Source organism: Mycobacterium sp. RTGN6, assembly GCF_033804605.1.
Classification (GTDB): domain Bacteria; phylum Actinomycetota; class Actinomycetes; order Mycobacteriales; family Mycobacteriaceae; genus Mycobacterium.
In genome coordinates this window covers 184,664-197,031 of record NZ_JAPZKZ010000010.1, presented here as the reverse complement: position 1 = coordinate 197,031, position 12,368 = coordinate 184,664, and the positions used below count along the sequence as shown (strand labels likewise).

Sequence of the window (12,368 nt, the reverse complement as noted above, 5' to 3'; positions counted from 1 at the left end):
GGCGCGCTGTGGCACGTGCTGCGGTCAGTTGGCGAGGGCGCGCGCGGCGGTCCGTGGCCGCGGTGACACCACGACATCGGGGGCGCTGGTGAGCACGAGTTCGTTGAGGATGGCGGCGTGGCGCACCTTGTGACGAACGAGTTCTTCGTGGAACTCGGGCCGGACCCAGCCGTTGTACATGACGGCTTCGGACTCGCCAGGTTCGATCTTGAAGTACACCGGGCCCGCGACGCGCGCGATGTCACCGGCTTCCCACAACCGGTTCATTCCACCGAAGGACTCGAAGGTCTCGGCCCAGACGTCGAGCGGCAGGTCGACTGACCGCCGGATGGCGGCGAGCATCGGTCGGCTCAAGTCGCCGACGGGGTTGACGCTGTCGGCGCCCAACTCTTGCAGAATCTTGATCGCGGCCGGATTGGCATGGCCCGCATACACCGAGATCTTGAACTTGACGTCGGCCGGAAGCTGCCCCGCATCGCGGGCCTTGTTCAAGATGTCGAGCACGCCCTCGTCCCACACGAGTGCGCCCCGGATGCCCGTCGAGAACATCCGCAGGTAGTCGTCGAGTAGATACCGGACGTTGTCGAGACCCCGCACCCGGCGCCCGCCGGCCTGGCCCTCGCTGCTCAGCGCTTGTCGACCGAGGTCCCATCCAGTTCGGGGACCCGGAACGGCGATCAATTCGATGTCGTGCTCGGCGGCGAGGACGGCCACGTCGCGCAGTTCCGCAGTGTTCAGCAATGTGGTGCCGCCCCCGAAGGCGATGACGCGGTGAATGAAGACGCCTTGCTTGTCCGACTCGTCCAGCAAGGCTTCGAGCGTCGAAAGGCGCTCCACACCAGAGATTTCCAACCGGTACTGGCCGCCGTCCTCGAATGCTTTCACCGACGGGGTGAGCGCGTAGTCGTCGGCCGACAAGAAGCCTTGCGAAGCAAGAATGCTGGCTCCGTCGACCTTGGGCGAACGGCTCTCGGATGGGGTGGGCATCGCGTCTCCTTCGAGGAACGGACTCCGGAAATCGGATTTTCATTGAGTGATACTGAACTGCGCTAAATGAAATCTAGAAGAGGGCCGGGGATGTGTCAACAGGAAGGCGCCAGGCGCTGGCGGCGCGCGGCGGTCGATCACTGGGTACTGGTAACCTTCACTGGGTGAAAGCAGCGCCGCCACCTGAGAAGGGTTCGAACCTGATCGGTGTCGAACGCACCGCCCGAATTCTTACCGCGGTCGCCGACGCGGAATCCGGCAATCTGACCGAGATCTCAAGGCGCACAGCGCTCAATGAGGCGACCGTACTGCGCTATCTCAACAGTTTGGGCTCGCTCGGATACGTCGAGCGGTTCAACACGAACCAGTACCGGCTCGGCTGGGAGCTCTTCCGGCTGGGTCAGCGCGCGTTCTCCGGCCAGGTGCCGTCCGACGCAATACTGCCCACCATGGAGCGCCTGGTGCTCGAGTTCAACGAGACGGTGAACTTCGCCGCGCACAAGGAGCGCAGCGTCGTCATCGTCGAGGTCGTCGAGGGGCGGCGCGCAGTCAAGAAGGTCAGCGACGTCGGGCAGTCCGATCCCTGGCACGCATCCGCGTTGGGAAAGGCGCTCCTAGCGACCATGCCCGACAGCGTGTGGCGCGACCTCGTCGCTTCGGGCGGCCTTCCCGAGTTGACCCCACACACGATCACGTCGATGAAGAAGATGGCCGCCGAGATCAGGGAGATACGTGAGCGGGGCTTCGCCTTCGACCACGAAGAGGCCGATGAAGAGCTCACGTGCGTCGCCGCAGCGGTGCCGACCGCGAACGGAGGGCCTTCGCGCTATGCGCTCAGCATCAGCTTCCTCACTCATCGGTCGACACCCGAGAACCTCGAACACGCTGGCGCACAGGTGATCGCGGGCGCCCGCGAGATCTCACTCAAGCTCCCGTGACGCCTCTGGTCGAGCATGGCTGAGCGGCTCGTTGGAAAGGCGGTCGTCGTCACGGGCGCGACGTCGGGGATCGGTCGGGTGACCGCAGCACGATTGCACGCCGACGGCGCCTGCGTGCTGGCGACCGGGCGAGCTGCTGACCGTGGGAACGAATTGGCCCGAGCGCTAGGTGAACGCGCGCGTTTCGTCGTGGCCGACATCACCAATCCCGACGCGGCCACCGCCGTGGTCGACGAATGCGTCGCATCATTCGGAGCCATCGACGCGTTGGTCAACAATGCCGCCCTCGACCACACCGACTCGCTGGAGTCGACACCCATGGCCAGCATCCGACAGGTGTTCGAGGTCAACACGTTCGGGACGATCGCGATGATCCAGGCCGCCGTCGGGTCGATGTCCGACCACGGCGGTTCGATCGTCAACATCACCTCGCGGCTGGCGTTCGCGGGCGTGCCGACGATGGCGGTGTACGCCGCGTCGAAGGGGGCGGTGCATGCGCTCACCCTGTCTGCGGCAGTCGAGCTGGCGCCGCGCGGGATTCGGGTGAACGACGTCGCGCCGGGGATGACGAAGACCCCGCTCTACGATGCGTGGCTGGCAGGTACGAACAGCGCCGAGCAGGCTGAGCGTGACGTTCTTTCCCGGATTCCGTTGGGCAGACTGGCCGAACCGATGGATGTCGCGGCGGCCGTCGTCTACCTGGTCTCGGACGAATCGCGGTACGTCACGGGAACCACCATCAAGGTGGACGGCGGATACACCGCCCAGTAGGACTGCCGCGCGACGCTAGTTCTGGGGGCGGCGGTTGATCGACCTGGCGCCCATCATCAAGCCGACCACGATGATCGCCCCGACGACGCCGACGCCCACCCGCACTGGCGTGGCGTCGATTGGCGGCATCGTGGCGGCGAGGTCCTGCGTGGCGGGAGTGCCGAGGGGGCTTAGGTTTTGGGCTATCAGCGACGGGTCGGGCTCGATCAGCGTGCCCACCTTCGTTCCCGGGGCAGTGGCATAGCCGTAGTCGAGCAGGTGGGCGGCCTGCTCCCACGGCGCGATCGGCAACCGGGTGCCATGCAGCATCACGGCAACGAGTCGGCGGCCGTCGCGGTTGGCGGCGCCGACGAACGTCTGCCCGGCGTCGTCGGTGTAGCCGGTCTTGCCGCCGAGCGCGCCGGGGTAGTTGTCGAGCAGCTTGTTGTCGTTCTCGATCGGGTAGCCAACGTCGCCGCGGCCCGGGAAGTCGAACGTGCGGGTGGACACGATGTCGGTGAAGACCGCGTTCTGCCAGGCGTAGCGGTAGAAGAGCCCGATGTCGTAGGCCGACGTGCTCATCCCCGGCCCGTCGAGTCCCGACGGTGTCGCCGCACGGGTGTCGTGGCCGCCGAGCTTGTCCGCCAACTGGTTGATCTTGGTGAGCGTGGTGTCCATGCCGCCGAGCTGCATGGCCAGCGCATGGGCGGCGTCGTTGCCGGAATGCATGAGCAGCCCATGCAGCAGGTCGTTGATCGAGTAGAAGCCGTTCTCGCCGACGCCGACCTTGGTGCCCTCGGCGTTCGCGTCGTCCTGGGTTCCGGCCACCACCTTGTGAATGGGCAGTTCCTTGATGGCCTGCATCGCCACGAGCACCTTGATGACGCTCGCGGGGCGGTGCCGCCCATGGGGATCCTTGGCCGCGATGACGTCACCGGTGTCGAGGTCGGCCACCACCCACGCCTCGGCGGACACGTCGCCGGGGACGGGCGGCGTGCCTGGCGCGGTGATGATGCCGCACCCGGAGAGCGCGTCCCCGCCCATCGGGGAGGCGGGCACGGGCATCGGCAGTGGCGGGTCGCCCGCCTCCGGTACCTCGGAGGAGTCCACCGCAGGCGGCGTCACCACCCGGTACGGGCAGGTGTTGGCGTCGGGCGCCGCCTCGGGATCGGCGGTTGCCACGGGGATGCCGACGAACGCCGGCGCGGTCAAGAAAGCTGCGGCCGCAGCCAGGCTGGCGAGGCGGCGCGACGCAGGTCCGAAGGTAGCCATCGTGTGTGCAGAGTAGGAGATCGCGGGCCGATTTCCGGGTTGCCACGCTGTTACCAGAGTGACTATTGCTACCAGTGGGGTCGCGGGCCCGTCGTCGACGGCGTTGAGATAGCGGTAGGCGTCAGCGTCACTCGAACTTCTTCGCCGCCACCGCTATCTCGACGTTGGCGATGGGGCGTCGCTACAGATCGAAGTACGCAACCGTCGGCGAACCGATGCCGCCCACCCAGACCCGGTCGCCGTGCTGCACGACACCGGTCGATGCCCCGAACGCCGGATGCCGTTGGCGAAGCTGGGTCAGCACGCGACCGTCGTCGGGATCGAACGCGATGACCCACACCATGGGCTTGGCATCCGGTAGCCAGCCGTACGGCAAACGCCACATCAGCTTCCGCAGCGCGGGCGCCTTGGGTGCCAGCCGTTCGACCACTGCGTTGCGGTCGGCCACCATCGCCACCCAGATCCGGCCGTCGGGACCGGTCGAGATGTTGTCGGGATAGCCGGGCAGTTCGTCGGCAAGCGGTGTGATCGTGCCGGCCTGCGAACCCGTGAGCCAGTACTTCGATATGCGGGCGCCCAGGGTCTCCGCGAACACAAGTGCGGACTCGTCAGCGGTCAGCGTCACGCCGTTAGCGAAGTACAGCCCCGTCGCAAGCGTGGTCACGGTGCCGTCGAGATCGCGGCGGAACAGTGAGCCTCCGCCGCTGGTCTCGATCATCGCGCCCTTGTAATGCTCGAAGCGGAACTTGTTGCTTGACTCGGTGAAATAGATTGTGCCGTCCGATGATTCGACGACGTTCGAGCAGAACGTCAGCGTGCGGCCGTCCACCTCGCTCACCAGGGTCTCGAGCTCGCCGGTGGCCCTGTCCATGCGCAGCAGTCCGCGATGGCTGTCGCACACCAGCAGATGACCGTCACGTGCGACGGCCAGTCCGAGCGGCCGGCCGCCGGTGTCGGCGACCTCGGTGGTAGTCCCGGTGTCGCCGTCGATCCGGATGATCTTTCCGTCGGCAGCGCCGGTCCAGAGGGCGCCGTCGGAGTCGACGACGACGTCCTCTGGACCGGGCGCTCCAACGAAGACGATCCGTAGCCGACGGTTCAGATCCGGCGGTGGCAGCGGTCGGGAACGTGGCGGCTGCCAGCGAACCGGAGTGATGTCGGGCTTGGTCTCGGCGGTCACGCGCGTGAGCGTACCCGGTTAGAGCATGCGACTCGCTTCACCCAAGACGTTGCTGAGGATGTCGTAGATCGCGTCGAATTCCTTCTGACCGCTGATCAGCGGGGGAGCCAACTGCACCACTGGGTCTCCGCGATCGTCGGCACGGCAGTAGAGGCCGGCCTCCCACAGCGCAGGCGTGAGGAAGCCGCGCAGCAGCCGCTCGGACTCCTCGTCGTTGAAGGTCTCCTTCGTCGTCTTGTCCTTGACCAACTCGATGCCGTAGAAGAAGCCCTCGCCCCGAACGTCGCCGACGATCGGAAGGTCGTAGAGCTTCTCGAGCGTGGCGCGGAACGCCGGCGCCATTTCCTTGACGTGGGCGTTGATGCCCTCGCGCTCGAAGATGTCCAGGTTGGCGAGCGCCACGGCCGAGGACACCGGATGCCCGCCGAACGTGTAGCCGTGCCCGAACACCGTCTGCCCGTCGTTGAAGGGCTCGAACAGCCGATCGCTGGCGATCATCGCCCCGATGGGCGAGTAGCCCGACGTCAGCCCCTTCGCGCAGGTGATGATGTCAGGGACGTAGTCGAAGTCGTTGCAGGCGAACATCGATCCGATGCGGCCGTAGGCGCAGATCACCTCGTCGGAGACCAGCAGCACGTCGTACTCGTCGCAGATCTCGCGGACCCGCTCGAAGTACCCGGGCGGCGGTGGGAAGCAGCCGCCCGCGTTCTGCACCGGCTCGAGGAACACCGCGGCCACGGTGTCGGGGCCCTCGAATTCGATGGCCTCGGCGATGCGGTCGGCGCAGTACCGGCCCCACGCCTTGGGATCGGTGTCATAAGGCGCGGGTGCGCGGTAGATGTTGGTGTTGGGCACCCGGAAACCGCCGGGGGTCGGCGGATCGAACGGCGCCTTGAAGGCGGGAATGCCGGTGATGGCGAGGGCGCCCTGCGGCGTGCCGTGGTAGGCGATGGACCGCGAGATCACCTTGTACTTGCCCGGCTTGCCGGTCAGCTTGAAGTACTGCTTGGCGAGTTTCCACGCGCTCTCGACGGCCTCGCCGCCGCCGGTGGTGAAGAAGACGCGGTTCAGATCGCCCGGCGCGTAACCCGCGATTCGCTCGGCGAGTTCGATGGCCGGCGGGGTGGCATAGGACCACAACGGGAAGAAAGCCAGCTGCTCGGCCTGCTTGGCGGCGGCCTCGGCGAGCTCCTTGCGGCCGTGGCCGACCTGCACCACGAACAAGCCGGAGAGCCCGTCGATGTAGCGCTTGCCCTTGTCGTCGAAGATGTGGACGCCCTCGCCCTTGGTGATGATGGGCGGGGTGATGTCGTCGCCGTGCCGGGCGAAGTGGCCCCAGAGGTGGCGGCGCGCCTTGGCGCCCAAGTCGGTCGAAAGGTCGGTTCGTGATTCGGTGATAGTCATCGCGTGCCCCAATTGTATTGCTGTTTAACTAGTTTGAGGTAAACCAAAGTCTCGGTGGATATCACCCCTGGGACGGCGCGGATCTTCGTATTGAGTAGGTCGAGCAGGTCGCCGTCGTCCTCGCAGACCACCTCGATGATGGCGTCGAAGGATCCGGCGGTGAGCACCACGTAGTCGACGGACTCGATGGTGGCGAGTTTTTCGGCGACCTTGGTGGTGTCGCCGGTGCATCTGATCCCGATCATCGCCTGGCGTGCGAAGCCCAACTGCATGGGATCGGTCACCGCGACGATCTGCATGACGCCCGCGTCGACCATGCGTTGAACCCGCTGGCGAACGGCCGCTTCGGACAGCCCGACGGCCTTGCCGATGCCGGCATACGATCGGCGTCCGTCCTGCTGCAGCTTTTCGATGATCGCCTTGGACAGCTCGTCGAGTTGGAACGCGGCGCCGGGCCGGGACTGGTTGATTCGCAACGAGACGGCCTGGGCGCCGGGTGGTACGTCCGGCTTGACCATGCCCACGATTGTGCACGGAATCCGTCGTTCGAAGCAACTAATTAGTAGGAAACCGCGCGTTCGAAGCGGCCAGCACCGTAGTAATGCGTAGCCGTTCGTTCCGGTGCTCGGCTAGCGTGGAGCCATGGCTATTGCGAGCAGTTGGATCGACGGTGCCGCGGTCGTGACGGGCGGCGATTCCCTTCGAATCGTGAATCCGGCGACCGGCGGCGTGGTCGCCGAATACGCGGCGGCCACCCCCGGCGACGTCGACGTTGCCGTGGCGGCCGCACGCAAGGCCCTACCCGGATGGGCGAGCGCTACTCCGGTGGACCGGGCGACGGTGCTGGCCAAGCTGGCCAAGCTGGCCGACGCCAACGCCGAGGCGCTCGTCGCCGAGGAGGTCAGTCAAACGGGCAAGCCGGTGCGGCTGGCGACGGAGTTCGACGTGCCGGGCAGCATCGACAACATCGACTTCTTCGCAGGCGCGGCTCGGCACCTGGAGGGCAAGGCCACCGCCGAGTACTCGGGCGATCACACCTCGAGCATCCGCCGCGAGGCCATCGGCGTCGTCGCGACCATCACGCCGTGGAACTATCCGCTGCAGATGGCGGTCTGGAAGGTGTTGCCCGCGTTGGCCGCTGGGTGTTCGGTGGTGATCAAACCGGCTGAGATCACGCCGTTGACGACGCTGACCCTGGCCCGGCTGGCGAGCGAGGCGGGCCTGCCCGACGGCGTCTTGAACGTGCTGACCGGCGCCGGCCACGACGTCGGCACCGCCTTGGCCGGGCACGGCGGCGTCGACCTGGTGACGTTCACGGGGTCGACTGCGGTGGGTCGCCGGGTGATGGCCGCCGCGGCGCAGCACGGGCACCGCACCCAGCTGGAGCTCGGCGGCAAGGCGCCGTTCGTGGTGTTCGACGACGCCGACCTGGACGCCGCCATCCACGGCGCCGTCGCCGCGTCGCTGATCAACACCGGGCAGGACTGCACCGCAGCTACCCGCGCGATCGTCGCCCAGCCGTTGTACGACGACTTCGTCGCCGGCGTCGGCGAACTCATGGGCAAGATCGTCGTCGGCGACCCGCACGACCCGGACACCGACCTCGGGCCGCTGATCACCAGCGCGCACCGCGACAAGGTAGCGGGCATGGTGGCCCGCGCGACCAGTGAGGGTGGCCGGATCGTCACCGGGGGCTCCGCGCCCGACGGACCCGGGTCGTTCTACCGGCCCACCCTGATCGCCGACGTCGACGAGCAGTCGGAGGTCTACCGCGACGAGATCTTCGGCCCGGTGCTAGTGGCCCGTTCGTTCACCGACGACGACGACGCGATCCGGCAAGCCAATGACACCGACTACGGGTTGGCGGCGTCGGCATGGACGCGCGACGTCTACCGGGCGCAGCGGGCGTCGCGCGAGATCAAGGCCGGCTGCGTATGGATCAACGACCACATCCCGATCATCAGCGAGATGCCGCACGGCGGTGTCGGCGCTTCGGGCTTCGGCAAGGACATGAGCGACTACTCGTTCGAGGAGTACCTGACCATCAAGCACGTCATGAGCGACATCACCGCGGTCGCCGAAAAGGATTGGCACCGAATCATCTTCAGTAAGCGATGAGCAACGGCTTGGTCGTGCGCGACATCACCGAGGGTGACTGGCCCGGCGTCGCGCTGCTGACGGCCACCAGTTTCGGTGCGACCTGGCATCCCGAGACGTTCGCCGCGTGGCGGACGTTGATGCCGCCACGAAGCTCGGTGGTGGTCAGCGACGGTGACGACATCGTCGGGATGGCGCACTACCTGGGCATGAAGCTCACGGTGCCCGGTGGAGCGGTGGTGCCCGTCGCGGGCATCACGTGGGTCGGCGTCGCGCCCACCCATCGGCGGCGGGGTCTGCTGCGGGCGATGTACACCGAACTGCACCAACGCTTCGCCGATGCGGGCTACCCGTTCGCCGCGCTGACCGCGTCGGAGGGCGGCATATACGGCCGCTTCGGCTACGGCCCCGCGACGATCGAGACCGAACTCACCCTGGACCGGCGCTTCGCGCGGTTCCACCGCGACGCGCCCGATCCCGGCGGGGTGCGCATCGTGCGGCCGCGCGAGCATCGCGACGAGCTCGCCGCGATCTACGACCGCTATCGTCGCGGCACGCCGGGAGGACTGCAGCGACCGACGCCGCTCTGGGATGACTTGCTCGCCGACTGGGAGGATTCGCGGGGTGGCGGTACGTCCTGGTTCTGTTTCCTCCACGCGGATGGGTATCTGCTGTACAGGATGCACCAAGGCTCGGCGAAAACCGTTCGCGTGGAGCAGTTCACGGCCGCGACACCCGAGGCTCACGTGGCGCTGTGGCGCGCGCTGATCGGCCTTGACCTGGTCGAGACGATCACCACGTCGAGCCATCCGGACGATCCGCTGCCGTACCTGCTCGACGATCCGCGGTTGGTGCGGACCACCGCCTCGGAGGATGGGCTATGGCTGCGTATCATGGACGTGGCCGCGACGTTGCAGGCGCGGACCTATCCGGCCGACCTCGACACCGTGCTCGAGGTCGGTGACGGGTTCCGTTCCGACGGAGGCAGATTCGCGCTCCGGGTCAGCGACGGGCGCGCCGTGTGTGTCCGCACGGATGCCGAACCTGAGTTCACGATGGACCTCGACGTCCTTGCCAGCCTGTATCTGGGCGTGCATCGGGCCGCGACGTTGGCGGTGGCCAACAGAATCCGCGGCGGGGATGCCGAGCAGCTGGCGCGCCTTGACGCCGCCTTCCGCAGCGACGTTCCGGCACAGCTCGGTTTTCACTTCTGACGCGCCGCGCGTTTCAGGGGGTGAGCTCCTCGGCGAGGTCGAGGTGCCCGGCGTGAGCCGCCCAGTCGGCGGGGGTGCCCGAGAACCGCTCCTCCCGGGCTGACAGGTCCGCCCCGCGCTCGACCAGCCACCGGCAGGTCGCCACGTCACCGCGATACGCCGCTTCGTGCAGCGCCGTCGTCCGCCACTGGCCGGCTGCGCTGACGTCGTACCCGAGGCCGAGCAGCAGGGCCAGCGCCGCGATCCCGTGTTGCTCGCCGGCCAGCCGCATCGCGTCGGGCCGTCGTTGCGGCAGGTCTGGACGGCGCAGTCCGTCGACGGCGGCCGCGTCCCCGGCGAAGGCCGCCGCCAACAGCAGATCTACCTCCTCGAGTCGGTCGCTGCGTCCACCGGCCGCCGCGAGCAGGTCGGCGGCCTCGCGATGGCCGTGCCGGACCGCGACCTCGTAGGCGGTCTGGTCGCCGAGAATCGGGTGGTAGCCAACGGTATTCGGGTCTATGCCGTGCTCGAGCAGCAGCCGGATCCGGTGGACGTAGCCGCGCTCGGCCGCGCTGCGCAGATGCTCGCCTACCATCTCGACCGGTGTCGGATATGCGGTGCCGAGCCGGTCACGCCACGGGCTGGGGTGGGGATGCCCTGCGCCGTGAGAGAGCAGCGGTGGCAGGTGCGAATCGTCCGGCTCGAAAGCCCGGTTGTAGAAGGCCTGGTTGTCGTTGGGATCAGCGCCGGCGTCGAGTAACAGGTTCGCGAGCGCGACGGAGTCGTGGTGCGGCGGCTCACCGCGCTCACCGCCGCCGAGCACACCCGTGACCGCCGTGAACGGAGACGCCAACCGGCGCCACAGGAAGCCTGCGTTCGGATCGGCGCCCGCGTCGAGTAACACCCGCACCGTCCGCACGGCGTCGCCGGTGTCGAGCCGTGAATAGCACGCGTAGAGCAGCGGCTCCCAGCCGTGCGGCCCGCCCTGGCGCGAGACCAGCGTCGGGTCGTCACGCAGCAGCACCCCGAGGTCGTCCGCCCGCCCGCAGGCGGCCATCGTGTACGCCGACGCTGCTGCCAAAGCGGGGTTTTCGGCCAGCATCGCGCGGGCGTCGGCCAGCTCGGGCAGCTCGCTGTAGTTCAGCGTGGCACGCCACAACAGCGCCTGTTCGACAACGTTGCCGTCGGACTCGGGCACTAGCTGATGCGGATGAGCTTCTTGTTGACGAACTCGTCGATGCCGAAGCGCCCGAGCTCGCGCCCGAAGCCCGACCGTTTGACGCCGCCGAACGGGAGCTCGACGCCCTCGGCCCCGACCGCGTTGACGAACACCATGCCCGCCTCGATCTTGTCGGCGACGCGTCGGGCCTGCTCGGCGTCGGTGGTGAACACGTACGAGCCGAGCCCGAACGGCGTGTCGTTGGCGACGTCGACGGCTTGCTCTTCCGAGGACACCTTGTAGACGGTCGCCACCGGGCCGAAAAGCTCCTCGCGGTAGGACGGCGACTCGGGGGACACGCCCGTGAGCACACCGGGTGGGAAGAACGCACCCTTGCGCTCGCCCTCGGAGACCAGCGTGGCGCCGTCGGCGACGGCCCGCTTCACTTGATCGTCGAGGCGCTCGGCCGCGGCGACCGATGACAGCGGCGCAAGGCCGTCGGCCTTCTCAAGCACCTTCTTGGTGAACTTGTCGAGGAAGTCATCGTAGAGGTGTTCGGCGACGATGATCCGCTTGGCGGCGTTGCAGGCCTGCCCGGTGTTCTCGAAGCGGCCGTCGATGGCGGCCTCGACCGTGCCGTCCAGGTCGTCGGAGCTGAGCACGATGAACGGATCCGAGCCGCCGAGCTCGAGTACGACCTTCTTGAGGTTGCGGCCCGCGATCTCGGCGACCGCAGCGCCGGCGCGCTCCGATCCCGTCAGCGAAACCCCTTGCACGCGTGGGTCGGCGATGACCTCGGCGATCTGCTCGTTGGTGGCGTAGACGTTGACGTAGGCGCCCTCGGGGTAGCCGGCGTCGGTGAAGATCTGCTGCAGCGCGGCTGCCGACTCCGGGCACTGTGGGGCGTGCTTGAGCACGATGGTGTTGCCCAGCGTCAGGTTCGGGCCTGCGAACCGGGCGACCTGGTAGTAGGGGTAGTTCCACGGCATGATCCCGAGCAGCACGCCGACCGAGCCGCGGCGGATCAGCGCCGAACCCTCGCCATCGACGAGCTCGATGGGCTCGTCGGCGAGGAACTTCTCGGCGTTGTCGGCGTAGTACTCGTAGATGGCCGCGCTGAAGTCGACCTCGCCTTCGGACTGGTCCAGCGGCTTGCCCATCTCGCGCTGGATGATCTTCGCGAGCTCGGCCTTCCGCTCGACGTGCAGTGCGGCGACTCTGCGGATCAGGGCGGCGCGCTCGGCAACCGTCGACCCACGCGACCACTCGCGGTGGGCCTTGGCCGCCGCCGCGACGGCCGCCTCGATCTGTTCGTCGCTGGCGGTCGGGTACTCCTTGACCAACTCGCCGGTCGACGGATCAACGACCGCGTACATCGACGTGCTCAT

General features: G+C 67.6%; 11 protein-coding genes. 4 read left to right on the top strand and 7 right to left on the bottom strand.

Going from position 1 to position 12,368, the window contains the following annotated elements:
- Nucleotides 1–24: 24 nt before the first annotated feature.
- Nucleotides 25–987, bottom strand: a complete 963-nt coding sequence (locus SLQ33_RS24210; RefSeq protein ID WP_319456425.1) for a hypothetical protein — start codon at nt 985–987, stop codon at nt 25–27.
- A gap of 164 nt (nt 988–1,151) precedes the next feature.
- Between SLQ33_RS24210 and SLQ33_RS24205 the strand changes: the two genes are divergently transcribed.
- Entirely contained in the window at nt 1,152–1,925 is a 774-nt protein-coding gene (locus tag SLQ33_RS24205) for an IclR family transcriptional regulator (protein WP_319456424.1), read from the top strand.
- A 15-nt stretch (nt 1,926–1,940) separates the two neighbouring features.
- On the top strand, nt 1,941–2,696 hold the full coding sequence (locus tag SLQ33_RS24200) for an SDR family oxidoreductase (protein ID WP_319456423.1): 756 nt from the start codon (nt 1,941–1,943) through the stop codon (nt 2,694–2,696).
- Nucleotides 2,697–2,711: 15 nt separating this feature from the next.
- Here the strand turns inward: SLQ33_RS24200 and SLQ33_RS24195 are convergent, their stop codons facing one another.
- From SLQ33_RS24195 to SLQ33_RS24180, 4 genes are all read right to left on the bottom strand, one after another.
- Nucleotides 2,712–3,947 carry a D-alanyl-D-alanine carboxypeptidase family protein gene (locus tag SLQ33_RS24195; RefSeq protein ID WP_319456422.1) on the bottom strand — a complete coding sequence of 412 codons (1,236 nt, stop codon included), beginning with the start codon at nt 3,945–3,947 and terminating at the stop codon, nt 2,712–2,714.
- Between the two features lie 181 nt (nt 3,948–4,128).
- On the bottom strand, nt 4,129–5,127 hold the full coding sequence (locus SLQ33_RS24190; protein ID WP_319456421.1) for an SMP-30/gluconolactonase/LRE family protein: 999 nt from the start codon (nt 5,125–5,127) through the stop codon (nt 4,129–4,131).
- 18 nt (nt 5,128–5,145) lie between these two features.
- Nucleotides 5,146–6,531 (bottom strand): aspartate aminotransferase family protein, encoded by a 1,386-nt coding sequence (locus tag SLQ33_RS24185; protein WP_319456420.1) that lies wholly within the window; start codon nt 6,529–6,531, stop codon nt 5,146–5,148.
- Nucleotides 6,528–7,049: an Lrp/AsnC family transcriptional regulator gene (locus tag SLQ33_RS24180; protein ID WP_319456419.1), complete on the bottom strand. Its 522-nt coding sequence runs from the start codon at nt 7,047–7,049 to the stop codon at nt 6,528–6,530. The genes SLQ33_RS24185 and SLQ33_RS24180 overlap by 4 nt, the downstream gene beginning before the upstream one ends.
- Nucleotides 7,050–7,173: 124 nt before the next feature.
- Between SLQ33_RS24180 and SLQ33_RS24175 the strand changes: the two genes are divergently transcribed.
- Nucleotides 7,174–8,649 carry a gamma-aminobutyraldehyde dehydrogenase gene (locus SLQ33_RS24175; protein WP_319456418.1) on the top strand — a complete coding sequence of 492 codons (1,476 nt, stop codon included), beginning with the start codon at nt 7,174–7,176 and terminating at the stop codon, nt 8,647–8,649.
- Nucleotides 8,646–9,842, top strand: a complete 1,197-nt coding sequence (locus tag SLQ33_RS24170; RefSeq protein WP_319456417.1) for an enhanced intracellular survival protein Eis — start codon at nt 8,646–8,648, stop codon at nt 9,840–9,842. Before SLQ33_RS24175 ends, SLQ33_RS24170 begins: the two co-directional genes overlap by 4 nt.
- A 13-nt stretch (nt 9,843–9,855) precedes the next feature.
- Here SLQ33_RS24170 and SLQ33_RS24165 read toward each other — a convergent pair whose 3' ends face one another.
- A complete protein-coding gene (locus SLQ33_RS24165) occupies nt 9,856–11,019 on the bottom strand; it encodes an ankyrin repeat domain-containing protein (RefSeq protein ID WP_319456416.1) in 1,164 nt (387 codons plus the stop codon).
- A complete protein-coding gene (locus SLQ33_RS24160; RefSeq protein ID WP_319456415.1) occupies nt 11,019–12,368 on the bottom strand; it encodes an NAD-dependent succinate-semialdehyde dehydrogenase in 1,350 nt (449 codons plus the stop codon). The genes SLQ33_RS24165 and SLQ33_RS24160 overlap by 1 nt, the downstream gene beginning before the upstream one ends.

What these genes read in the sequence shown, in the direction of transcription:
- SLQ33_RS24170 (WP_319456417.1), top strand. Translation starts at nt 8,646, where the DNA reads ATGAGCAACGGCTTGGTCGTGCGCGACATCACCGAGGGTGACTGGCCC.
- SLQ33_RS24175 (WP_319456418.1), top strand. Translation starts at nt 7,174, where the DNA reads ATGGCTATTGCGAGCAGTTGGATCGACGGTGCCGCGGTCGTGACGGGC.
- SLQ33_RS24195 (WP_319456422.1), bottom strand. Translation starts at nt 3,947, where the DNA reads ATGGCTACCTTCGGACCTGCGTCGCGCCGCCTCGCCAGCCTGGCTGCG.
- SLQ33_RS24200 (WP_319456423.1), top strand. Translation starts at nt 1,941, where the DNA reads ATGGCTGAGCGGCTCGTTGGAAAGGCGGTCGTCGTCACGGGCGCGACG.
- SLQ33_RS24180 (WP_319456419.1), bottom strand. Translation starts at nt 7,049, where the DNA reads ATGGTCAAGCCGGACGTACCACCCGGCGCCCAGGCCGTCTCGTTGCGA.
- SLQ33_RS24185 (WP_319456420.1), bottom strand. Translation starts at nt 6,531, where the DNA reads ATGACTATCACCGAATCACGAACCGACCTTTCGACCGACTTGGGCGCC.
- SLQ33_RS24160 (WP_319456415.1), bottom strand. Translation starts at nt 12,368, where the DNA reads ATGAGCACGTCGATGTACGCGGTCGTTGATCCGTCGACCGGCGAGTTG.
- SLQ33_RS24210 (WP_319456425.1), bottom strand. Translation starts at nt 987, where the DNA reads ATGCCCACCCCATCCGAGAGCCGTTCGCCCAAGGTCGACGGAGCCAGC.